At 70.5% G+C, this 21827-nt stretch carries 21 protein-coding genes; 12 read left to right on the top strand and 9 right to left on the bottom strand.

Features of this window, described 5'->3' with window-relative positions:
• Positions 1–35 precede the first annotated feature (35 nt).
• On the top strand, positions 36–1235 hold the full coding sequence (locus E4M00_RS11140) for a pyridoxal phosphate-dependent aminotransferase (protein ID WP_135120613.1): 1200 nt from the start codon (positions 36–38) through the stop codon (positions 1233–1235).
• A gap of 49 nt (positions 1236–1284) precedes the next feature.
• On the opposite strand, the gene E4M00_RS11135 is transcribed toward E4M00_RS11140, so the two are convergent.
• Positions 1285–2187 carry a LysR family transcriptional regulator ArgP gene (locus E4M00_RS11135; RefSeq protein WP_135120612.1) on the bottom strand — a complete coding sequence of 301 codons (903 nt, stop codon included), beginning with the start codon at positions 2185–2187 and terminating at the stop codon, positions 1285–1287.
• Between the two features lie 72 nt (positions 2188–2259).
• Here E4M00_RS11135 and E4M00_RS11130 point away from each other — a divergent pair, with 72 nt between their 5' ends.
• The 9 genes from E4M00_RS11130 to E4M00_RS11090 all read left to right on the top strand — a co-directional run bounded on the left by E4M00_RS11130 (position 2260) and on the right by E4M00_RS11090 (position 9962).
• Positions 2260–2976: a LysE/ArgO family amino acid transporter gene (locus E4M00_RS11130; RefSeq protein WP_135120611.1), complete on the top strand. Its 717-nt coding sequence runs from the start codon at positions 2260–2262 to the stop codon at positions 2974–2976.
• Positions 2977–3101: 125 nt separating this feature from the next.
• Positions 3102–3449: a YciI family protein gene (locus tag E4M00_RS11125; RefSeq protein WP_135120610.1), complete on the top strand. Its 348-nt coding sequence runs from the start codon at positions 3102–3104 to the stop codon at positions 3447–3449.
• A 5-nt stretch (positions 3450–3454) separates the two neighbouring features.
• Positions 3455–3802: a YciI family protein gene (locus tag E4M00_RS11120; protein ID WP_135120609.1), complete on the top strand. Its 348-nt coding sequence runs from the start codon at positions 3455–3457 to the stop codon at positions 3800–3802.
• On the top strand, positions 3799–5169 hold the full coding sequence (locus E4M00_RS11115; RefSeq protein WP_240037050.1) for an RNA polymerase sigma factor: 1371 nt from the start codon (positions 3799–3801) through the stop codon (positions 5167–5169). The genes E4M00_RS11120 and E4M00_RS11115 overlap by 4 nt, the downstream gene beginning before the upstream one ends.
• Positions 5170–5348: 179 nt before the next feature.
• Positions 5349–6224: an ABC transporter ATP-binding protein gene (locus tag E4M00_RS11110; protein WP_135120608.1), complete on the top strand. Its 876-nt coding sequence runs from the start codon at positions 5349–5351 to the stop codon at positions 6222–6224.
• The gene (locus E4M00_RS11105; RefSeq protein ID WP_135120607.1) at positions 6221–7030 is read left to right on the top strand and encodes an ABC transporter permease; all 810 of its coding nucleotides are present in this window, start codon (positions 6221–6223) and stop codon (positions 7028–7030) included. The genes E4M00_RS11110 and E4M00_RS11105 overlap by 4 nt, the downstream gene beginning before the upstream one ends.
• A 44-nt stretch (positions 7031–7074) precedes the next feature.
• Positions 7075–8262, top strand: coding sequence for a sensor histidine kinase (locus E4M00_RS11100; protein WP_135120606.1), 1188 nt, complete (start codon positions 7075–7077; stop codon positions 8260–8262).
• Between the two features lie 4 nt (positions 8263–8266).
• Complete coding sequence (locus E4M00_RS11095; RefSeq protein WP_167756876.1) at positions 8267–8914, top strand: response regulator; 648 nt, start codon at positions 8267–8269, stop codon at positions 8912–8914.
• Between the two features lie 310 nt (positions 8915–9224).
• Positions 9225–9962: an endonuclease domain-containing protein gene (locus E4M00_RS11090; RefSeq protein WP_167756875.1), complete on the top strand. Its 738-nt coding sequence runs from the start codon at positions 9225–9227 to the stop codon at positions 9960–9962.
• 62 nt (positions 9963–10024) lie between these two features.
• Here E4M00_RS11090 and E4M00_RS11085 read toward each other — a convergent pair whose 3' ends face one another.
• The 3 genes from E4M00_RS11085 to E4M00_RS11075 form a co-directional block, all read right to left on the bottom strand.
• A complete protein-coding gene (locus tag E4M00_RS11085) occupies positions 10025–10411 on the bottom strand; it encodes a DUF1304 domain-containing protein (RefSeq protein WP_135120603.1) in 387 nt (128 codons plus the stop codon).
• A gap of 108 nt (positions 10412–10519) precedes the next feature.
• Positions 10520–11185, bottom strand: coding sequence for a LuxR C-terminal-related transcriptional regulator (locus E4M00_RS11080; protein WP_056169200.1), 666 nt, complete (start codon positions 11183–11185; stop codon positions 10520–10522).
• On the bottom strand, positions 11178–12422 hold the full coding sequence (locus E4M00_RS11075; RefSeq protein WP_135120602.1) for an ATP-binding protein: 1245 nt from the start codon (positions 12420–12422) through the stop codon (positions 11178–11180). The genes E4M00_RS11080 and E4M00_RS11075 overlap by 8 nt, the downstream gene beginning before the upstream one ends.
• Positions 12423–12536: 114 nt before the next feature.
• On the opposite strand from E4M00_RS11075, the gene E4M00_RS11070 reads away from it, so the two are divergent.
• Positions 12537–14369 (top strand): PspC domain-containing protein, encoded by a 1833-nt coding sequence (locus E4M00_RS11070; RefSeq protein ID WP_135120601.1) that lies wholly within the window; start codon positions 12537–12539, stop codon positions 14367–14369.
• Between the two features lie 86 nt (positions 14370–14455).
• Positions 14456–14815: a hypothetical protein gene (locus E4M00_RS11065; protein WP_135120600.1), complete on the top strand. Its 360-nt coding sequence runs from the start codon at positions 14456–14458 to the stop codon at positions 14813–14815.
• A gap of 117 nt (positions 14816–14932) precedes the next feature.
• On the opposite strand, the gene E4M00_RS11060 is transcribed toward E4M00_RS11065, so the two are convergent.
• From E4M00_RS11060 to gabT, 5 genes are all read right to left on the bottom strand, one after another.
• On the bottom strand, positions 14933–16516 hold the full coding sequence (locus tag E4M00_RS11060; RefSeq protein WP_135120599.1) for an APC family permease: 1584 nt from the start codon (positions 16514–16516) through the stop codon (positions 14933–14935).
• Positions 16517–16527: 11 nt separating this feature from the next.
• Entirely contained in the window at positions 16528–17397 is an 870-nt protein-coding gene (locus E4M00_RS11055) for a universal stress protein (RefSeq protein WP_135120598.1), read from the bottom strand.
• Positions 17394–18752, bottom strand: a complete 1359-nt coding sequence (locus E4M00_RS11050) for a flavin monoamine oxidase family protein (RefSeq protein ID WP_135120597.1) — start codon at positions 18750–18752, stop codon at positions 17394–17396. The genes E4M00_RS11055 and E4M00_RS11050 overlap by 4 nt, the downstream gene beginning before the upstream one ends.
• 129 nt (positions 18753–18881) lie before the next feature.
• Positions 18882–20360, bottom strand: coding sequence for an NAD-dependent succinate-semialdehyde dehydrogenase (locus E4M00_RS11045; RefSeq protein ID WP_135120596.1), 1479 nt, complete (start codon positions 20358–20360; stop codon positions 18882–18884).
• Positions 20357–21739 (bottom strand): 4-aminobutyrate--2-oxoglutarate transaminase, encoded by a 1383-nt coding sequence (gabT, locus tag E4M00_RS11040; RefSeq protein WP_135120595.1) that lies wholly within the window; start codon positions 21737–21739, stop codon positions 20357–20359. The genes E4M00_RS11045 and gabT overlap by 4 nt, the downstream gene beginning before the upstream one ends.
• Positions 21740–21827: the final 88 nt, after the last annotated feature.

Here is a 21827-nt window from a genome sequence, read left to right as displayed (position 1 = left end):
CCGTCACAGGCGAGGCCCGTGGCTAGGATTGGACCGTGGCTGAACAGCGTCGAATCTCCTCCAAAATCTCCGCGATCGCCGAATCGGCGACCCTCAAGGTCGATGCCAAGGCGAAGGCCCTGCAGGCCGCCGGGCGACCGGTGATCAGCTACGCCGCGGGCGAGCCCGACTTCGCGACTCCCGCGCACATCGTCGAGGCGGCCCTCGCGGCCGTGCACGACCCCAAGAACTACCGGTACACGCCGGCGGCCGGCCTGCCCGAGCTGCGTGAGGCGATCGCGGCGAAGACCCTGCGCGACTCGGGGCTCGAGGTCTCGCCCAGCCAGGTCATCGTGACCAACGGCGGCAAGCAGGCCGTCTACCAGGCGTTCCAGACGCTGCTCGACCCGGGCGACGAGGTGCTCGTCCCGACGCCGTACTGGACCACCTATCCCGAGGCCATCAAGCTCGCCGACGGCGTTCAGGTCGACGTCTTCGCCGGCAGCGAGCAGGGCTACCTGGTCACGGTCGACCAGCTCGAAGCAGCACGCACCGAGCGCACCAAGGCGCTGCTCTTCGTGTCGCCCTCGAACCCCACGGGTGCCGTCTACTCCCCCGAGCAGACGAAGGCCATCGGCGAGTGGGCCGAGGCCAACGGCCTCTGGGTGATCACCGACGAGATCTATCAGAACCTGGTCTACGACGGCGTCAAGGCCGTCTCGATCGTCGAGGCCGTTCCCGCCCTCGCCGACCGCACCATCCTGGTGAACGGGGTGGCCAAGACCTACGCCATGACCGGATGGCGTGTGGGGTGGATGGTCGGCCCCGCCGACGCCATCAAGGGAGCCGCCAACCTGCAGTCGCACCTGTCGAGCAACGTGTCGAACATCTCGCAGCGTGCGGCGATCGCGGCCCTCACCGGCCCGCAGGACACCGTCGAGGTGATGCGCCAGGCCTTCGACCGCCGTCGCAAGACGATCGTCGCCGAGCTCAACAAGATCCCCGGCATCGTCACGCCGACCCCCGAGGGCGCGTTCTACGTCTACCCCGACGTCTCCGGCCTGCTCGGCCGCGAGTGGCACGGCGTCACCCCGACGACCTCGCTCGAGCTCGCCGACCTCATCCTCGAGAAGGCCGAAGTGGCCGTGGTTCCCGGCGAGGCCTTCGGGCCGAGCGGATTCCTGCGCCTCAGCTACGCGCTCGGCGACGAGCCGCTGCTCGAGGGCGTGCAGCGCCTGCAGCGCCTGTTCGCATAGGTCCTACGCCCGGGAACGGGCGAGTGTGCAGGGCGCCCGGCGGCGAGCCTCAGGGCCGCAGCGCCTCGCGCGCGGCATCCGCCACAGCGTCGGCGACGGCGGTGAGCAGCTCGGAGCGCAGGTTCCACTGCTGCCAGTACAGCGGCACGTCGATCGACCGGTGCGGTTGCAGCCGCACCAGCTCGCCGGCCGCGAGGGCCTCGGCGCACTGGGCCTCCGGCAGCATCCCCCAGCCCATCCCGAGCAGCACTGCCCGGGCGAAGTCGGCGGATGCCGGCACGTAATGCAGCGGCGGGTCGGTGAGCACGCCGTACTCGCGCAGCGCGAGCGCCTGCAGGTCGTCGCGGCGGTCGAAGTAGACGCTGGGAGCCAGCGCGTAGTCCGCGGCATCCGGATGCCCCGGGCTGCCCTGATCACCCGGCAGCCAGCGGTCGCGGAATGCCGGCGAGGCGACGGCCAGGTACCGCATCGCCCCGAGACGGCTCGACGTGCACCCGGCCACGGGCGCCTCGCGCGAAGTGACGGCTGCCATGACGGCCCCGGTCTCGAGGAGCTCGGCCGTGTAGTCCTGGTCCTCGCGGTGCAGGTCGAACACCACGGGAACGGATGCGGCCACGCGCGCGAGCGGCGGCAGGATCCACGTGGCCAGGCTGTCGGCGTTCACCGCGAGCGGCATGCGCGTCACCTGCTCCTCGTCGAGCCCGACGGCGGCGAGCGCATCGTGCTCGAGCAGGGCGGTCTGGCGGGCGAGCCGCACGACGGCGGCACCGGCATCCGTCGCCCGAACCGGCTTGGAGCGCACGAGCAGCACGCGTCCGAGTCGCTGCTCGAGCGCCTTCACTCGCTGGCTCACCGCCGAGGGCGTGAGGCGCAGGTCTCGGGCGGCGGCCTCGAGGGTGCCGGCGTCGACGACGGCGAGCAGGGTGCGGGCCAGATCGAGGGGGATCTTCATGTGAAGCAACGCTAATGCAGGTGCAGAATCTTGAGCTGGATTGATGCGGCGACGGCCCGTAGCGTCGTCACCATGCTCCCCTTCGTGCCCTTGCTCGCCGGTCTCGGCGTCGGCTTCTCGCTCATCATCGCCATCGGCGCGCAGAACCTCTACGTGCTGCGGCAGGGCATGCGCCGCGAGCACGTGCTCATCGTCATCGCGATCTGCGCGCTCTCCGACGCCGCGCTCATCGCCGTGGGCGTCAGCGGCATCGGCGCCGCACTGCAGCACGTGCCATGGCTCGTGGTCGTGGTGCGCTGGGCCGGGGCCGCGTTCCTCATCACCTACGGGGTGCTCGCGGCGCGGCGGGCGTGGAGCGGCGAGGGCGGCCTCGTCGATGCGGCGGAGAGCGCCACGACCGATCCTGCGGCGACGGATGCCACTCCGGATGCCGCAGCACCGAGCGGCGGCGCTTCCCCGGTCGGCGTCGCCACAGCCACACGCGCGCCTCGAGTGACGGCATCCGTCGCCGCCGTCGTCACGACGACCCTCGCCCTCACCTGGCTGAACCCGCACGTGTACCTCGACACGCTGTTCCTGCTGGGCTCCGTGGCAAACAGCTACACCGACGAGCGCTGGTGGTTCGCTGCCGGCGCGATGGCGGCGAGTGTCATCTGGTTCTCGGCACTCGGCATCGGAGCGCGCCACCTGGGGCGGGTGCTGCGGTCGCCGCGGGCCTGGCGCATCCTCGACGGCGTGATCGCGGCGGTGATGATCGTGCTCGGTGTGATGCTCGTCCTGCCGCTGTAGCACTCGCGGGACGAATCCGGCGCGGATCCGGCCGAGCTGTCGATTCGCCCGTTCCCCTGTTCGTCGTACTGACGTAGCGTGACGAGAGGTCGCGCAGTGCAGACGACGAGAGCAGGAGACACCAGATGCGTTACATGTTGTTCGTGGCCACCGATCCCGAGGCCGAGCCCTACGACGCCGAGCAGGACGACATCCAGGACTGGGTGAAGGAGGTCTACGGCAGCGGCAAGGGAGTGGTGGGCGATCGCCTGCGTGAGCCGCAGGACGCGCGCGTCGTGCGGGTGCGCGGGGACGACCTGCTCGTCACCGACGGCCCGTTCACCGAGTCGAAGGAGTGGATCGCCGGGTTCGACATCCTCGAGTGCGCCTCGCTCGACGAGGCCGTCGAGATCGCGTCGCGGCATCCGATGGCCCGGTTCGGACGCATCGAGGTGCGCGAGTTCTGGACTCTCGGCCTGGACTCGGGGGCCTGATCCTCATGCAGTACGTCATGTTCGTCGTGGTGGATCCGGAGGGCGAGCCCTACGTGGCCGCCGACGACGACTACGCCCAGTGGGACGCGGACCTCGAGCAACGCGGGGTGATGCTCGACAAACGGCGGCTGCGGCCGGCCGACGAGGCCACGACGGTGCGCGTGCGCGGCGGCGAGCTGGTCGTCACCGACGGTCCGTTCACCGAGTCGAAGGAGTGGATCGCCGGGTTCGCCGTGCTGGACTGCGCCGACCTCGACGAGGCCATCGCGATCGCCCGCACCCACGCGATGGCACGCTTCGGCCGCATCGAGCTGCGGCCGCTGGCTCAGGCGAACGGGGAACCGCTGGCGTGACGAGGGATGCCGACGCTGCGAACTCGGATGCGGCGACTCCGGATGCCGCGACTCCGGATGCTGCGACTCCGGATGCCGCGACTCCGATTGCTGCGACTCCGGATGCCGCGATTCCGGGCACCGTCGCCGCAGCCGTCTCCGCCGCCCACGCGGCGGAGTGGTCGCGCATCGTGGCGAGCCTCATCCGGGTGACCCGCGACTGGTCGCTGGCCGAGGATGCAGCGCAGGACGCGTTCGCCAAGGCGCTCGAGCGCTGGCCCGTCGAGGGAGTGCCGCGCAACCCCGGGGCGTGGATCACGACGGTGGCGCGCAACGGCGCGCTCGACCGCATCCGTCGCTCCGCGAACGAGGCGCTGAAGATGAGGGAGGTGGCGATGATGGACGAGCTCGACCGGCCCGACCGCGAGCACGACTCCGGGCACGACATCGACGACGACCGCCTGCGCCTCATCTTCACCTGCTGTCACCCCGCGCTCGCCATCGAGGCTAGGGTGGCGCTCACCCTGCGCACCGTCGCCGGGCTCACGACCCCCGAGATCGCGCGGGCGTTCCTCGTGCCCGAGGCCACCATGGCGCAACGACTGGTGCGGGCCAAGCGCAAGATCCAGAACGCCGGCATCCCCTACCGCGTGCCACCGGCGGAGCTCCTCGACGAAAGGCTCGGCGGTGTGCTGGCCGTGCTCTACCTGGTGTTCAACGCGGGCTACACGCTGACGGATGACGCAGCCCACGACGAGGCCCTCTCGACCGAGGCGATCCGTGTGGGCAGCCTGCTCACCGAGTTGCTGCCCCGGTCTGCGTCGGCGCACGGGCTGCTCGCGCTGATGCTGCTGCAGCACGCACGGCGTGCCGGGCGCACCGATGCCGACGGTGAGCTGGTGTCGCTCGAGGACCAGGATCGGTCGCGCTGGGATGCGCTGGCCATCCGGCGCGGACTGAACGCGCTCGACGCCTCCTACCGGCTGGAGCCCGAACCCGATCGCTACCAGGCGCTGGCGACCATCGCCGCCTGCCATGCGACGGCCGCGTCCGCCGACGCGACCGACTACCGACGCATCGCCGCGCTGTACGCCGGTCTGGCCGCAGCGGATGCGTCGCCAGTCGTCGCGCTGAACGCGGCGATAGCGCGCGGCATGGCGGAGGGTGCCGAGGCCGGCCTCTCCGCGGTGGACGAGGTCTCGGCATCCGGAGCCCTCGACGGCTACTACCTGGTGCCTGCCGCCCAGGCGGACTTCCTGCGGAGGCTCGGGCGAGCGGATGCCGCCGGCCAGCGCTACGACGCCGCCATCGCGCTCGCACCTGCCGGCCCCGAGCGGCGGTACCTGGAGCGGCGGCGTGCGGCGCTGATCGCACCGCCCGTCGAGTAGCCCACCCTCCCTCCTCTCCCCGAGTCGCCCGAATTCGTCGCTGTGACGGCCCCCGAGGCTCCTCGTAGCGACGAATCCGGGCGAGTCGGCAGGAGGGGTGGCATCCCCCGACCGGTGGATGCCGCGAATCAGCCATCGAGGGGCTGCCGCCGGAGGCCCGCCGCTGCCACTCTGAGGGCATGACCGAACCTGAAGCCGTCGTGCGGGTGCGCGACCTGCACAAGAAGTACGGGCACCACCACGCCGTCGACGGCGTGAGCTTCGACATCCACCGCGGTGAGACCTTCGCCCTGCTCGGCCCGAACGGCGCAGGCAAGTCCACGACGATCGAGATCCTCGAGGGCTACCGTGACCGCACCGACGGCGAGGTGAGCGTGCTCGGCATCGACCCCGGCAAGGGCGGTCTGGCGTGGAAGGCCCGTCTCGGCATCGTGCTGCAGTCCGGTGGCGAATCGGGCGTGATGACGGTGTCGGAGCAGCTGCGGCACTTCGCGGGCCTGTACCCGAACCCGCGCAGCGTCGACGAGGTCATCGCCGCCGTCGGACTCGAGGAGAAGGCGAAGACCCGCATCACCCGACTCTCGGGCGGTCAGCGTCGTCGGGTCGACGTCGCCCTCGGCATCATCGGCCGGCCGGAGCTGCTGTTCCTCGACGAGCCGACGACGGGCTTCGACCCCGAGGCCCGGCGCGACTTCTGGACTCTCGTGCGGCTGCTGAAGTCCGAGGGCACGACGATCCTGCTCACCACGCACTACCTCGATGAGGCGGCTCAGCTGAGCGACCGGGTGGGAGTGATCGCCGGCGGCAAGCACATCGACATCGGACGCCTCGACGAGATCGGCGGCGATGACGCCCGCATCCCCCGCGTCCGCTGGCGCGACCGCGACGGCATGCGCGAACGCCGCACCACCGAGCCCGGCGCTCTCGTGAGCGCCCTGTGCGCGGAGTTCGGCTCAGAACCACCCGAGCTCGAGGTCATCCGCCCCAGCCTGGAGGACATCTACCTGCGCCTCGTCGCGGAATCGCAGGCCGAGGCCCAGGCGGTGCTGGCATGAGCATCGTCAGCCTGGGCGCATCCCGCGTCCGCTACGAGACCGTCGGGTACTTCCGGTCGCCCGACGCCGTGTTCTTCACGTTCCTGTTCCCCCTGATCATGCTCGGCATCTTCACGACGGCATTCAGCTCCTCCGGCGACGTGAGCGCCGGACCGGGCACCACCAGCATCAGTGTCGGCGCCTACTACCTTCCCGGAATGGTCGCGGCGGGCATCCTGCTCTCCGGAGTGCAGAACCTCGCCGTCGACATCGCCGGCGAGAAGGGCGACGGCACGCTCAAGCGTCTCGGCGGCACCCCGCTGTCCCCGGTGAGCTACTTCCTCGGCAAGATCGGGCAGGTGTTCGTGACCGGCATCCTGCAGGCGGGACTCCTCCTGCTGGTGGCGGGAACCGTGTTCGGGATCGCCCTCCCCACAGAGCTCTCGTCGTGGGCCACCTTCGCCTGGGTGTTCGTCCTGGGCATCATCACCTCGGCGTTCCTCGGCATCGCCCTCTCGGCCCTGCCACGCTCCGGCCGCAGCGCCACGGCCGTCGTCATCCCGATCGTGCTGATCCTGCAGTTCATCTCCGGCGTCTACCTGCAGTTCTACCTGCTGCCCGAATGGATGCAGAACATCGCGAGCATCTTCCCGCTCAAGTGGATGGCGCAGGGCATGCGCGCCGTGTTCCTGCCCGAGGACTTCCAGGCGCTAGAGGTGGGCGGGTCGTGGGACCTCGGCGCAGTCGCCATCGCCCTGCTGGTCTGGCTGGTCATCGGGCTGGTGCTGAGTCGCCTCACGTTCCGCTGGATCCGCAAGGATGCCTGACGCGGATCTCGGAGCGGGCTGTCGCCGGCTGACAGAGTAGAGCCGTGCAGAATCGACGCTGGTGGGACCTCGCCGCGGTCGCGGTCGCCCTCGTTGTCGCGGGCATCTCCGTCATAGCCTCGTCGCCCGGCGCAGCCGACTGGACGGATTGGGCGGCTGCCGCTGCGTTCCTCGTCGTCTACTTCGCCTACGGGCGCTGGCGCATCATGGCCCCGCCGAGCCCGCACGATGCCGTGGCCGTGCTCCTGTTCGCGGTGGTGCTCGCCGTGGGGGTCGCCGTCGAGCCGTCGTTCGCCATCCTGCAGACCTTCCTCTACCCCTACGTCTGGTCGATCGCGACGAACACGCGAAGCGCCGTGTTCGCGAACCTGCTCATCGGCTCCGCCGTCGTCGTGGGCTACACCGCCCGCTACGGCATGGGCGGGCTCGCGAACGGCATCGCCATCGCCGCGCTGTCCGTCATGTTCTCGCTCGCGCTCGGCCTCTGGATCACCCGCATCGCCGCCTACGGGGAGGAGCGTGCGCAGCTGCTCGCCGACCTGCAGGCTGCGCAGGGCGAGCTCACGGCGCTCTCCCGGGAGTCTGGCGTCTCGAGCGAACGCGAGCGACTGGCGCGCGAGATCCACGACACCATCGCGCAGACCCTCACCGGGCTGGTCATGGTGGCACAGCGCGCCCGCGGTGAAGTGGCGGCTCTCGAGGGCTCGGAGCGCGCCGTCGAGAGCATCGAGATGATCGAGGCCCTCGCCCGCGAATCGCTCACCGAGGCGCGCTCGCTGGTGGCGTCGATGGCGGCGGTGCCGTCGGGTTCGAGCCTGGCCGAGGCGATCCAGCGGCTGGCCGCGCATTTCCAGCGCGAGACCGGGGTGCTCGTCGAGGCCTCCGTCGACGCGACCGGACTCGACCGCGAGCGCGAGGTGGTGCTGCTGCGCTGCACGCAGGAGGGCCTCGCCAACGTGCGGAAGCACGCCCGCGCGGCGACGGCTTCAGTTCGGATCGAACGCGCCGACGATGCCGTCGTTCTGACCATCAGCGACGACGGGTCGGGGCTCGCCGGAGTGGCCGACGAGGGCTCGGGCGGCTTCGGCCTCGCCGGCATGCGCGAGCGGGTCGGCCTCGTCGGCGGGAGCGTCTCGGTCGGCGAGACGCCGGGCGGTGGTGCGACCCTCACCGTCATGCTGCCGGTAGCGTCGATGGCGGAGGGTGATGCGGATGGCGAAACCGGAGACTGAGCCCGTGATTCGTGTGGTGGTCGCCGACGACCACCCCATCGTGCGCGCGGGCATCGTGGGTCTGCTCGCGACGGCCGATGACATCGAGGTCGTGGGCGAGGCGGCGGACGGTGAGGAGGCGCAGCGCCTGACGGCCGAGCTGAACCCCGACCTCGTGCTCATGGACCTGCGCATGCCCGGCGTCGGAGGCGTGGAGGCGACGGCGCGCATCCTGGCCGCGGGCGGCGCCGACGGGTCGACGCGGGTGCTGGTGCTCACGACGTACGAGACCGACGACGACATCATCGGCGCGATCGAGGCCGGAGCCAGCGGCTACCTGCTGAAAGCTGCTCCCCAGGCCGAGATCATCGAGGGCGTGCGAGCCGTCGCCCGGGGCCAGACTGTGCTCGCCCCGAACATCGCAGCCATGCTCGTGCAGCGGGTGCGGTCAGGAACGCCGGCCCCGGAGGCCGCCGACACGCCACGGCTCTCGGCGCGCGAGCTGCAGGTGCTGAAGCTGGTGGCGGCAGGGCACAGCAATCCGCAGATCGCGGCCGCACTCTTCATCGGCGAGGCCACGGTGAAGACGCACCTGCTGCACGTCTTCGAGAAGCTCGCCGTGAGCGACCGCACCCGCGCTGTGACACGCGCGATGGAGCTGGGCCTGCTGTAGCTCCGGCGGCCGAGGTCGACTTGTCACTTGTGGTCGGGTGACGGATGCCGAACCCAGCCACAACTGGCAAGTCGATCGACGCTGTGGACAGCAGCGACCGGAGAGATGGGCCGGCTGGGACACTCGGCGCATGTCCCGCCCGAAGCCTCTTCCTGAGCCGCTGGCGTGGCGCGGGTTCACCCTGGCTGATGCCACTGAAGCGGGCCTGTCTCGTGGTCGAACGCGAGCTCGCGATCTGGCCACTCCCTTCCGAGGCACCCGCGTCCCGTCACAGCTCCACCTCGACCTTCTGGCCCGCTGTGAACTCGCGATGCGCATCCTGCCCAACGGTGCGTTCCTGATCGGACCCACCGCTGCACTGCTGTGGCACATGCCACTGCCGTACTCGTTAGCGACCCAGGTGGAGCGCGGCCTCGACGTCGCAGTGCCACCACCGCGGACGGCACCCCGTCGGAGGGGAATCCGGGGACGCCAAGTCGACGTCGATCCCACGCAGCTCGTCACCATCGCGGGCATCCTGATCACCTCGGCCCCTCGCACCTGGTGCGACCTCGCCGCTGTGGTCGAGCTTCCCGACCTCGTCGCTGCGGGTGATCAACTGATCCGACGGAGGCGACCGACCTGCACCCGAGCCGCCCTGGCGAGCGCTGTCGACGCCTTCGGACGTCGGCGCGGGCGCGCCCTGCTCGACAGAGCGATTCCCCTGCTGAGCGAGCGCTCCGAGTCACCGCAGGAGTCGATCCTCCGGGTGGTAGCCATCACAGCCGGCCTGCCCGCGGTGCTGCCGAACGTCGATCTCGTCGATGAGAACGGGCGATTCGTGGCCCGCGTCGACCTGCTCTTCGCCGACTACCCGATCGTGTTGGAATACGAGGGCGATCATCATCGCGACAAGTCTCAGTGGAGGCGCGACATGACTCGGATCGCCGAGATCGAGTCGCTCGGCTACACGGTGATCAGGGTCAACGCCGACGATCTCGCCGACGTCGGCGGCCTCATCCGTCGCATCGAACGGCAGTTGCGGGCCCGCGGGTGGCGGGGGCGGTAGTCGACTTGTCAGTTGTGGTCGGGTGACGGATGCCCCAGCCCGCCACAATCGACAAGTGGAGCTCAGAGCGCCAGGGCGATGAGCAGCAGCACCAGGCCGAGCAGCGGCGCCGTCGCCTGCACCATCGCGGCGCGGGCCTTGGTGCGGTCCGACAGGATGAGCACCAACGCGGCGGCCACCATCGACCCGGCGCTCGCGAACGCGAGCGCTGCACCGATCTCGAGCGAGCCGGCCGCGAGGAAGACGACGCCGATGGCGAGGATGATCGCCAGGAACAGGTTGTAGAACCCCTGGTTGAAGGCGAGGCCCTTCGTGATCTCGGCGGTCTCGGCGGTGGTGCCGAACGTCTTGCGCGTCGACGGCTCGGTCCAGCGCACCGACTCCAGCACGAAGATGTAGACGTGGATCAGGGCCGCGATGGAGAGGATGACGAGGCTGGCGATGAGCATGCCATCACCCTATGACCCGAGCCGCGGATGCCGCAGCCACGGCGACAGCGACAGCGACAGCGACAGCTACAGCTACAGCTACAGCTACAGCTACAGCTACAGCTACAGCTACAACAGCTTGCGCGCCGTCGCCCAGGCCGTGAGTTCGTGTCGCGACGACAGCTGGAGCTTCCGCAGCACGCTCGACACATGGGTCTCCACGGTCTTGGTCGAGATGAACAGCGTCGCTGCCACCTCCTTGTAGGCGTAGCCGCGGGCGATGAGGCGCATCACCTCCTGCTCGCGGGCCGACAGCCTGTCGAGCTCCTCATCCGTCGACGCGATCTCGCCACCCGCGGCACCGAAGGCGTCGAGCACGAAACCGGCCAGCCGCGGCGAGAAGACGGCGTCGCCGCCGGCCACGGCGTGAACGGCGCGACTCACGTCCGACCCCGAGCTGCCCTTGGTGATGTACCCGCGGGCACCGGCACGGATGACTCCCACGACGTCCTCCGCCGAGTCCGAGACGCTCAACGCCAGGAAGCGCGTGCCGGGCACCAGCGCCGCCGTGCGCCTGATGACTTCGGCGCCACCGGAGGAGGCGGCATCCGTTCCCCCCGGAAGATGCACGTCGAGCAGCACCACCGTGGGAGCCGCCGCGGTGATGACGGCGATGGCGGAGTCGACGTCGTCGGCCTCACCCACCACCAGCACGGAGTCGTCAAGGTCGGCCCGCAGCCCCGAGCGGAAGATGGAGTGGTCGTCGACGACGACCACGGTGATCTGCTCAGCCACGCGCTGCCTCCCCGGTCTCGAATCGCAGGTGCACCTCGGTGCCCACGCCGCCGGCGCCCGGTCCGACGGTGCCGCGGCCGCCGGCCCGCCGCATCCGTCCGATGATCGATTCGCGAACGCCGAGACGATCCGAGGCGACGGATGCGACATCGAAGCCGGGCCCGCGATCGCGGACGAACACGTCGACCGCCGTCGCCGCGCCCTCGATGTAGACCGAGACGTCGCCCCCGGCGTGCCGAGCGGCGTTGAGCATGGCCTCGCGCGCGGCCGCTGCGAGCTCGCCGCTGGCGCGCTCGGTGGACGATCCGACGGCCACGACCTCGATGTGCACGGGGTAGTCGAGTTCGAGGGCCGACGCGAAGTCGCGCAGGTCGGTGGCCAGGTCGCTGTCGGCGGGCGAGTCGCCCTCGAACAGCCAGCTGCGCAGCTCCCTCTCCTGCGCACGGGCGAGGCGGCCGGCCTCGCTCGAGGCGCCGGCGCGGTTCTGGATGAGGGCGAGCGTCTGCAGCACGGAGTCGTGCAGGTGCGCCGCGATCGCACTGCGCTGCTCGTCGCGGATGCGGGCGACGCGCTCGGTGGTGAGGTCGTTCCAGAGCGTCACGAGCGACGGCGCGTAGAGCAGCCCGATGCCGATGACCACGAACAGCGCCGCGAGGAACACGACGGTCGGGCTCTGCGCGGCGCTCGGACCCGTGAGCAGCACGACGGCGAGCACGGTGAGAACACCGGTTGCCACGAGCCGCACGGCCACCTCCGTGCGGCGGCCGCGCTCGGGGTCGCGGCGGTCGATGAAGCTCGTCCAGGCCCCGGCGGCCACCGCGAGGAGCACCGTGACCACGACCGTCGGGATCCACGGAACCGCGCCGCCGACGCGCACCTCGTAGGTGGTGAGAGCCTGGCCGATGGCCGTGGCGGCGCCGCCGATGGCAAGAGCGACGAGGATCCAGGCGACGGGGGCCCGACGGGTGACGCGAGGGGCGGCATCCGTCGGCTCAGCCCACGGGGTGAATGCCCAGAGCCAGAGGTAGAGCAGCACTCCGGCACCGACCAGCCCCGTGACGAGGAAGATGACGCGCACCAGCAGCGGCGACCAGCCCAGGTGCGTGGCGAGTCCCCCGGCGACCCCGGCGACGTAGCAGTCACGGTCTCGCACGAGCGGAGGCACGGGGCCGGCGCCGCGGGGAGCGCCCGACCGCGCGTTCTGCGCGTTCAGACGGCGGGCGGATGCTGTGGACACCCCTGAATCCAATCACGCGATGGTCGACCCCGGGAGGACGGCCGGGAGAAGTCAGGGTGCGGTCAGGGTCGTACCTGATAGCGAGCCGAGTGCTCGAGGCGGCACCATCGAGTCATGGCAGTGAAACAGACCCCATCAGAAGAATCGTCCGGCTCCGAGTCCGCGGCACCGGACACGGGAAGCGGCACGGCGGATGCGGCGTCGACTGCCATGAGCCCCACGGATGCCTCGGCACGCACTGCCGACACAGCCGCGGGGAGCACGGCCGGCGGATCGCCGGGGGGCGAATCCGCCGGCCGCATCCCGGGCGACGACGGCGACCTGGGCAACGCAAGCCCCGACGGCGGCAGCGGAGGCGGCGGCGCCGGAGGCAGCTCAGGCGCACCCTCGTCCGGAGCAGCACCATCCGCCCCCGACACCGGCTTCTTCGGCTGGATGCGCTCGCTCGGCGTTCCGCGCCTGCCGGGCTGGCTCGGCGGCGTGGCCGCCGGAGTGAGCGCCCGTCTCTCGATCGACCCCATCATCGTGCGCGGCGTTCTCGTCGTGTGCGCCCTGTTCGGCGTACCCGTCTTCCTGCTCTACGGCCTCGCCTGGCTGCTGCTGCCCGACCTCACCGGGCGCATCCACCTCGAACAGCTGCTGCGCGGAGTCTTCGACAAGGCCCTCGTGGGCATCGCGATCCTCGTGCTGCTCGGCCTCTCGCCCTTCGCCATCGGCGGCGACCCGTTCTACGGCGACGCCTGGAACGACATGCAGTACGGCAGCTTCTGGTCGTCGAGCCCCTGGGTCTACGGCATCCGCTTCCTCTGGACCATCGCGCTCATCGGCGCCGTCACGGCCCTCATCATCTGGCTGGTGCGCCGCAACCGCACCTCCGACCTGGCGTCGCGCTCCGCCTCGACCTCGCCCGAGGCTGCGTTCGCGCAGTACGAGGCCGAAGCCGCCGCAGGCACGGCCCCGGTCTACGGCGCGCCCACCGTGGCCGCGGCATCCGGCGCCACGAACCCGACGCAGACCACTCCGGTGACGGATGCCGCCCCCGACGCCACCGAGCCCGTCGCCCCGGCGCAGCCGGCCGGCACAGACCCCGGCACCGACGAGTACGAGGCATGGAAGGCCCAGCACGCCGCCTGGCGCGTCGACCACGCGGCGTGGCGGCAGTCGCAGGCCGACGCCAACCGCGCGGCGCGTGCGCAGCTCGTCGCCGACAACAAGGCCTGGGCCGCAGCGTTCACGGCCCGCGCCGAGGAGGCCAGGCGTGTGCGCAAGCTCACCCGACCTCGCACCAGCTTCGCCTACATCGTCGCCACCCTCGGCGCCGGCCTCGTGGCCGGATCGATCGCCGCGATCACCGCACTCGACGGGGTGAACGGCGCCTACGCCGTGACGATCGGACTCGCCGTCGCCGCCCTCGTGTCGGCGATCTCGATGATCGTCGCCGGGCTGCTCCGTCGACGCAGCGGCTTCCTCGCCTTCGTGACGATCGCCGCCCTGCTGCTGGCGATCGGGTCGGCTGCGGTCCCCCGCACCGACCACCTGCTCCTCGGCGACAACTCCATCGGGCTCGACGGATCGGCGAGCTACCTGATTCCGGCCGGCACCGCGTTCATCACGGCGGACGCCGGCACAGCGGCGCTGGCCGGCACGCAGAAGGTCGACATCACCCTGGGGGCCGGCAACGTCTACCTCGACGTCTACGACGGAGCCGCGGTGAAGATCGACGCCGAGCTCGCCTCGGGCTACTCCTCGGTGTGGACCGTCGGCGCCGACGGCGAGTACACGAACGGGCAGGAGCTCAGCCGGGTGACCGACGCCGACGGCGACATGCACCTCGTCGGGGTGGTCGGCGAGAGCCCGGGCATCGGCACAGCGCCCGACGCCGCGATCACCATCCACGGCCTGACCGGCGGCATCCAGGTCACCATCCACGAGGAGGACCGACCGTGAGCGACGACCAGGACACGCAGAGCCGCCACCACCGTTCACGGACCGACCGGTTGAATCCGGGTCACCAATCCCGAGGGGCAACGACCATGAGCACAGACTCGAACCCGACCACGCCGTACGATTTCGACCCGACGGCGACGGATGCCGCTGCTCCGGATGCCGCGACCACGACGCTCGGTTCACCGGCGCCGGCGGCGTCCGTGCCGGCCGGGCCCGTCATCCGCTGGGCCGCCATCGTCTGGGGACTCGCCTTAGCTGCGATCGCCTCCGTGCTGCTCGTGATCGTCACCGACCTCGAGCGCCGTCAGGACTTCTCGTCGTGGCTCGAGACGCTCACCCCGGGCACCTTCGCGCTCTACGCCGTGCTCGCCCTCGGCGGGCTGCTGCTCGTGGCCGGTCTCGCGGGCATCCTGCGGCGGGCGACGCGGAGCCGGCCCGTCCGCTGAGCCCCGGACGGAGTCCGCGCCCACCCGCTCGCCGAGACCCGGACGGAGTCCGCGGGCGAAGCGCACCCGAGCTGCGGCCGTCTGGGAAACGCTTCGGGCGGTCGCTGCGCTCGGCCCTCAGTGCACGGGCTCCTCCGCGGTCTCGGCCTCCGCAGCCGTCAGCGTCTCGCCGCGGAAGAAGGCCGGCCGCTTGTGCCACTGCCAGAGCATCACGACGACGCCGCCGAGCAGCACCACCATGCCGAGCACGAACACCAGGCCGAGGCCGCCGACCGACGACCCGCTGCCGTAGTCGGGGTCCATGCTGTCGATGAGCGTCGTGAAGAACAGCACGCCCAGGATGACGCCGCCGATGAGCGGGAACAGCAGGGTGAAGAACACGTTCCGCACCGAGCGGAACCACTGGGCGCGGAAGTACCAGACGCAGGCGAACGCGGTGATGCCGTAGTAGAAGCAGATCATCATGCCGAGCGCTGTGATGGTGTCCCACAGCACGTTCTCGCTGAGGAAGCGCATCACCGTGTAGAAGACCGACGCCACGACGGCCGACACGATGGTGGCGTAGCCCGGGGTGAAGAACCGCGGGCTGACCTTCGCGAACTTCTCGGGCAGGGCACCGTAGTGGCCCATGGCCAACAGGGTGCGGGCAGGCGAGACGAAGGTGGACTGCAGGCTCGACGCCGAGCTGGTGAGCACGGCCAGCGAGACCAGCACCGCGAGCGGGCCGAGGATGGGGCCGGCGAGGTGGAAGAAGACGTTGTCCTGGATGTCGGGGTTGCCGAGGCCGAACTCCCCGTCGCCGACGCCGGCGAACGCGATGAGCGAGACGGCGATGAGCAGGTAGAGGATCACGATCGTGACGACGGTGATGGTGGCGGCCTGGCCCGGCGTCTTCGACGAGCCCTTGGTCTCCTCGTTCATCGTGAGGGTCACGTCCCAGCCCCAGAAGATGAAGATCGAGAGCGAGAGGCCGGCGGCGAAGGAGCTGAACGATTCGATGGCGAACGGGTTGAACCACGACAGCTCGATGGCCGTGGCGTCGAAGGCGTTGCCGTTGGCCACCTCCACCAGGGCCGCCACGGAGAAGAGCACGAGCACCAGAACCTGGAACCCCACGAGCCAGTACTGCAGCTTCTGGGTGGTCTGCATGTCGCGATAGGAGACCCACGTCGCGCCCAGCATGAAGAGCAGGCAGGTCACCACGTTGACGAAGGGGTTCATCGCGATCTCGGCGATGTCGGGGTTGCCGGCGATCTGCGAGATCAGCAGGAACAGGAAGTCCACGGCGATGCCGGCGAGGTTCGACAGCACGAGGATGGTCGCCGCGATGAGGCCCCATCCGGCCATCCAGCCCACCCACGGCCCGAACGCCCGGGTCGCCCAGGTGAACGACGTGCCCGAGTCCGGCATCCGTCGATTCAACTCGCGATAGCCGAAGGCCACGAGCAGCATCGGGATGAACCCGACCAGGATGATGGCGGGAACCTGCACCCCCACCTCGGAGACCGTCGGGCCGAGCGCCGCCGTGAGCGTGTAGGCCGGGGCGATGCACGAGATGCCGATGACGATGGCGCCGATGAGGCCGACCGAGCCCGCGCTCAGGCCCTTGCCCCTCTTCGCGGTCTCACTGCCGGCAGCCGTGCCGGGGATGGCGGCGCTGGCCGCTGTGAGCGGTGCCTGCGGGTCTGAGGAGTGCGTCATTGCTGCCTCTTTCAGGCGGTGGTGCGGGGCACCACGATCATGGGGACGGGGAGTTCGCGCAGCATCTTGGCGGCTGTCGAACCGAGGAAGAGGTGCCGGGGTGCAGCGAGCCGGCTCGAGCCCACCAGCACCATCTCGCCCGGCTCCCAGTCGAGGGCGCGCACGGCGTCCTCGATGCTCGAGCCCGCGGCCGTGGCGGCCGATGCCGCGATGCCCTCGGGAAGTGCACGGCGGGCCTCGTCGAGCACCTCCTCGGCGTGGGCGCTTCCGGTGAGGGCGGCCAGGTGCTCGTCGAGGCCCGCAGGCAGGTCGATCGAGGCGAGCGACAGCAGCCGCAGCGGCGTCCCGGTCTGACGGGCCAGGCGAACGGATGCCTCGAGCAGCGCATCCGCCCCCGGACGCGTTCCGATCATCGTCGTGATGCGCGTGACGCCCAGATCCAGGGGCACCTCGCGCGATCCGGCCGGCGCCAGCGCGACGGGCACGTCGGCGGAGTGCAGCAGTTCATCGGCGACCGAGCCGATGCGCGACCGACCGAACAGGCCGCCACGGGCGGCGCCCACGACGATGAGCCTGGCGCCGAACTCGTGTGCGGCCTGAATGAGCCCCTCGGCGAACGATTCGGCGTAGCGGATGTGCAGGGCGCGCTCGACGTCGTCGCCGAGGGCGCGCGACGCCGTGGTCAGCCAGGTGCGCGACTGCTCCTTGAGGAAGCGCTCGTAGCCGGAATCCGTCGGCACCGAGGCGTTGCGAGCCTCACTCGGAAGCACCATGACCACCTCGAGCAGCGCACCGCTGGCGCGGGCGAGGCGTCCGGCCAGGGCCAGGGCCCCGGAATCGTCGGCTGTGTAGCCGGCGACGATGCGGGGCGCGGCACTCATGCGCCCGCTCGCTCCACGATGGCGGCAGCGGTCTCGATGCCCATGCGGATGGCTCCGTCGACGTGCTGGTAGCCCTTGCCGGCCAGGTCGCTGCAGGAGAAGTGGATGGGCCCGACGGGGGTGCGGAGGTCTGCGCCGTAGCGGGCCAGGCCTCCCATGTCGAAGCTCGCGGCATAGGCGCCGCGGGTCCATTCCTCGCTGCCCCAGTCGCTCAGGTAGAACACCTCGGGGGTGAGGGCCTCGTCGCCGTAGTAGTGCGACAGCGACTCGAGGATCGCCTGCTTGCGGTCCTCCTCGTTGAGCGCGAAGACGCCGTCGGCCGCCTCGTCGGCCACGAAGCCCACGAGAGTACCGCGTGGGTCGCCGTGGTAGCTGTTGTCGTAGGCCTCGTGCACCAGCTCGTAGGGGCTGAACGCCGTGCCCGAGAGGCCGTTGGTGCGCCAGAACGGCGTCGAGTACACGGCGTGAACCTTGATGACGAAGCCCATGGAGAGGTGCTGGTGCAACTGCTGCTGGCGGCGCGGGAGCGGCGGCTCATAGGAGATGCGGCTGATCAGGATGGGCGGCACCGCGAGCACGGCGAAGCGGGCGCTGACCTCCACGGTCTCGCTGATGGCGGTCACGCCATCCGACCCCCACCGCAGCGTGCGCACGGGGGAGTTCAGGTGCACGTCGTCGCCGAGGCGCTCGGCGAGCAGCAGGGGGACCTGCTGCAGACCGCCGACCACGCGCTTGTCGAGGATGAAGTCGGCGTCGACGAGGTTCGAGAAGCTGCCGGCGGATGCCGCCATCAGGAGCGCCTGCAGTGCCGAGAACGCGTGCGCGGGCTTGGTGAGCATGGCGCCGGCGATGAACATGCCGATGTTCTCGCGCGCCTCCTCGTCTTCGGTCTGCGTCTCGAGCCAGCGGCTGAACGAGATCTCGTCGAGGTCCTTGGCGAGCGGATGCGCCCACGGCTGATCGGGATCGATCTCGGCGACGAGAGCATCGAGCTTCTCGATGAGGGTGACGATCTCCTGCTCGGTCTGGGCGGCCACGGGGAAGATCTCGCCCTCGAAGGTGCGCTTCTCGCCGGTCGGGCCGATGTAGACGTTGAGTCCCTCGCGGTAGCGCTCGTAGGTGTCGAGCCCGAGATCCTCGAGGGTCTCGATGAGGGCGTCCTGGTCGGGCGAGACCCACTGCCCGCCGATCTCGAGCGTGGCGCCGTCGATGTCGTCAGTCCAGAGGCGGCCCCCGACGCGGTCGCGGGCTTCGAGCACGGCGACCGTGAGGCCTGCCTTGCGCAGCTCGGAGGCGGCGGTGAGTCCGGATGCTCCGGCTCCGATCACGACGACGTCGCGTTCGATCTTCTGCATGGTGCGTGTGTTCCTTCCAGCCCCGCCCGCTGTGGCCCGACGCAGTCGCGGCCGAAGCGTTCGTGGTGCGCGCTTCGGGCGGTCGCTGCGCTCGGCCCTCGGCGAGCGGGGTGTGCTGCGGTGTTATTACTACGAGACGGGGATGAGCGTGTACTTCGTCGAGAGGTACTCGTGGATGCCCTCGAGCCCGCCCTCGCGGCCGATGCCCGACTGCTTGACCCCGCCGAACGGCGCGGCCGCGTTGGAGACGACGCCGACGTTGAGGCCCATCATGCCGGTCTCGAGGCGCTCGATCATGCGGTGTCCGCGCGCCAGGCTCTCGGTGAAGACGTACGACACGAGGCCGTACTCCGTTCCGTTCGCGAGGCGCACAGCTTCATCCTCGTCGCTGAACGTCGAGATGCCCAGCACAGGACCGAAGATCTCCTCGCGGAGCATCCGGCTGTCGGCCGGTACGTCGGAGAGGACCGTCGGCTCGAAGAAGCTGCCTTCGCCGTCGACCGCGCTGCCGCCGGTGAGAACGGAGGCGCCGCGAGACACTGCATCCGTCACCAGGTCCAATGAAGTCGAGACCGCTGCGTCGTTGATGAGCGGGCCGATGGTCACGCCGTCCTCAGTGCCGCGGCCGACGGCCATCGCCTTCACGCGCTCGGCGACCTTGGCGCCGAACTCGGCAGCCACGGCCTCGTGCACGATGAAGCGGTTGGCGGCGGTGCAGGCCTGGCCGATGTTGCGGAACTTCGCCAGCATCGCGCCGTCGACGGCCTTGTCGAGGTCCGCATCCTCGAACACCACGAACGGGGCGTTGCCGCCGAGTTCCATCGAGGTGCGGAGGATGCCGGTGGCCGCCTGCTCGATGAGCTTGCGGCCGACGCCGGTCGAGCCGGTGAAGCTGAGCTTGCGCAGGCGCGGGTCGGCGATGATCGGACCGGAGACGGCCGACGACGTCGACGTGGTGATCACGTTGACGACTCCGGCGGGCAGGCCGGCCTCGACGAGAAGCGCGACGAACGCCAGCGTCGTGAGCGGGGTGAGTTCGGCCGGCTTCACGACCACGGTGCAACCAGCGGCGAGCGCCGGCGCGATCTTGCGCGTCGCCATCGCCAGGGGGAAGTTCCACGGCGTGATGAGGAAGCAGGGCCCGACGGGCTGCTGCGACACGAGCATGTGGCCCGTGCCCTCGGGGTTGAGTCCGTAGCGACCGCTGATGCGCACCGCCTCCTCGCTGAACCAGCGCAGGAACTCGCCGCCGTAGGCGACCTCTCCGCGCGCCTCGGCGAGGGGCTTGCCCATCTCGAGAGTCATGAGGAGGGCGAAGTCCTCCTTGCGCTCCTGCAGCAGGTCGAAGGCCTTCCGCAGGATCTCGCCGCGCACGCGGGGCGCGGTGGCCGCCCAGTCGGCCTGGGCGGCGACGGCGGCGTCGAGGGCGCGGGCGCCGTCCTCCACCGAGGCGTCGGAGATCGTCGCGATGACGGCGTTGGTGGCGGGGTCCCGCACGTCGAGCGTGGCGCTGCCTGCGGCATCCGTCCACTCGCCGCCGATGAAGAGCTGGTGGGGAACGGATGCGAGCAGCTCGGCCTCGCGCGATGCCGTCACCGTGGCGCTCATGCTGCGACCGCCCCGGCGTCGGCTGCGAGCGCGTCGGCGATGACGCCGAGACCCTCGAGCAGCAGGTCGTCGCCGATCGTGAGTGGTGGCAGGAACCTGATGACGTTGCCGTAGGTGCCGCAGGTGAGCACGATGACGCCGGCCTTGTGGGCAGCGCCCGCGACGCGGCCGGTCAGGGCGGCATCCGGAGCTCCCGTGGCCGGGTCGACCAGCTCGATGGCGACCATGGCCCCGCGACCGCGCACGTCTCCGATCCGGGGGTCGGATGCCGCGAGCTCGCCGAGGCGACCGAGCAGCACCTCGCCGATGGCGGCAGCGCGCTCGATGAGGCCGTCGTTCTCGTAGGCGTCGATGGTGGCGAGGGCCGCGGCGCAGGCGATCGGGCTGCCGGCGTAGGTGCCGCCGAGGCCGCCGACCTGGGCTGCGTCCATGATCTCGGCGCGACCGGTGACGGCCGACAGCGGGAGGCCGCCGGCGATGCCCTTCGCTGTCACGATGATGTCGGGCACGACGCCCTCGGCGTCGCTGGCGAACCACTGGCCGGTGCGGCCGAAGCCGGTCTGCACCTCGTCGGCGATGAACACGACGCCGTTGGCGCGGGTCCAGGCGAGCAGGGTGGGCAGGAAGCCGTCGGCGGGAACGATGAAGCCGCCCTCGCCCTGGATGGGCTCGATGATCAGCGCGGCGAGGTTCTCGACGCCGATCTGCTTCTCGATCTGCAGGATGGCGCGCTCGGCGGCTTCGACGCCGTCGAGTCCGCCGTCACGGAACGGGTACGAGAGCGGTGCCCGGTAGATCTCGGGGGCGAACGGGCCGAAGCCGTTCTTGTACGGCTGGTTCTTGGCCGTGAGGCCCATCGTGAGGTTGGTGCGACCGTGGTAGGCGTGGTCGAAGGCCACGACGGCCTGCTTGCGCGTGTAGTGGCGGGCGATCTTCACCGCGTTCTCCACGGCCTCGGCGCCCGAGTTGAACAGGGCGCTGCGCTTGGTGAAGTCACCCGGGGTGAGACGGTTGAGGGCCTCGGCGACCTCCACGTAGGAGTCGTAGGGCGCCACAGTGAAGCAGGTGTGCGTGAAGCGCTCGAGCTGCTCGGCGACGGCGACGACGACGCGCGGGTTCGAGTTGCCGACGCCCGTGACGGCGATGCCGCTGCCGAGGTCGATGAGCGAGTTGCCGTCGACGTCGACGACGACTCCCCCGCCGGCTGCAGCGGTGAAGATCGGGATGGTGGCGCCGACGCCGGCCGCGACGGCCTCGGTCTTGCGGCTCATCAGCTCGATCGACTTCGGTCCCGGGATGGCGGTGACGAGGCGGCGTTCCTGCGGCAGGCTCGGGCCCCCGGTGACGGCGGACGTGGGCGCGGATTCGACGAGGGTCATGAGCGGTCTCCAGATGGTGCGAGGGTGACGTGCGATGTGGCGATGCTAGACCCGCTCACCGCGTGAGCCGATGGCCGCTGCGTACACT

This window comes from Orlajensenia leifsoniae, from assembly GCF_004570845.1.
Taxonomy (GTDB): Bacteria; Actinomycetota; Actinomycetes; order Actinomycetales; family Microbacteriaceae; genus Orlajensenia; species Orlajensenia leifsoniae.
Note: the sequence above shows the minus strand (reverse complement) of the source record. Positions and strands in the feature narration are given on the sequence as shown.

Excerpts from the sequence above, each read along its gene's own strand:
- E4M00_RS11135 (WP_135120612.1), bottom strand. The coding sequence starts at position 2,187 with ATGAAGATCCCCCTCGATCTGGCCCGCACCCTGCTCGCCGTCGTCGAC.
- E4M00_RS11130 (WP_135120611.1), top strand. The coding sequence starts at position 2,260 with ATGCTCCCCTTCGTGCCCTTGCTCGCCGGTCTCGGCGTCGGCTTCTCG.
- E4M00_RS11125 (WP_135120610.1), top strand. The coding sequence starts at position 3,102 with ATGCGTTACATGTTGTTCGTGGCCACCGATCCCGAGGCCGAGCCCTAC.
- E4M00_RS11120 (WP_135120609.1), top strand. The coding sequence starts at position 3,455 with ATGCAGTACGTCATGTTCGTCGTGGTGGATCCGGAGGGCGAGCCCTAC.
- E4M00_RS11110 (WP_135120608.1), top strand. The coding sequence starts at position 5,349 with ATGACCGAACCTGAAGCCGTCGTGCGGGTGCGCGACCTGCACAAGAAG.
- E4M00_RS11105 (WP_135120607.1), top strand. The coding sequence starts at position 6,221 with ATGAGCATCGTCAGCCTGGGCGCATCCCGCGTCCGCTACGAGACCGTC.
- E4M00_RS11090 (WP_167756875.1), top strand. The coding sequence starts at position 9,225 with ATGCGCATCCTGCCCAACGGTGCGTTCCTGATCGGACCCACCGCTGCA.
- E4M00_RS11085 (WP_135120603.1), bottom strand. The coding sequence starts at position 10,411 with ATGCTCATCGCCAGCCTCGTCATCCTCTCCATCGCGGCCCTGATCCAC.
- E4M00_RS11070 (WP_135120601.1), top strand. The coding sequence starts at position 12,537 with ATGGCAGTGAAACAGACCCCATCAGAAGAATCGTCCGGCTCCGAGTCC.
- E4M00_RS11065 (WP_135120600.1), top strand. The coding sequence starts at position 14,456 with ATGAGCACAGACTCGAACCCGACCACGCCGTACGATTTCGACCCGACG.
- E4M00_RS11060 (WP_135120599.1), bottom strand. The coding sequence starts at position 16,516 with ATGACGCACTCCTCAGACCCGCAGGCACCGCTCACAGCGGCCAGCGCC.
- E4M00_RS11055 (WP_135120598.1), bottom strand. The coding sequence starts at position 17,397 with ATGAGTGCCGCGCCCCGCATCGTCGCCGGCTACACAGCCGACGATTCC.
- E4M00_RS11050 (WP_135120597.1), bottom strand. The coding sequence starts at position 18,752 with ATGCAGAAGATCGAACGCGACGTCGTCGTGATCGGAGCCGGAGCATCC.
- E4M00_RS11045 (WP_135120596.1), bottom strand. The coding sequence starts at position 20,360 with ATGAGCGCCACGGTGACGGCATCGCGCGAGGCCGAGCTGCTCGCATCC.
- gabT (WP_135120595.1), bottom strand. The coding sequence starts at position 21,739 with ATGACCCTCGTCGAATCCGCGCCCACGTCCGCCGTCACCGGGGGCCCG.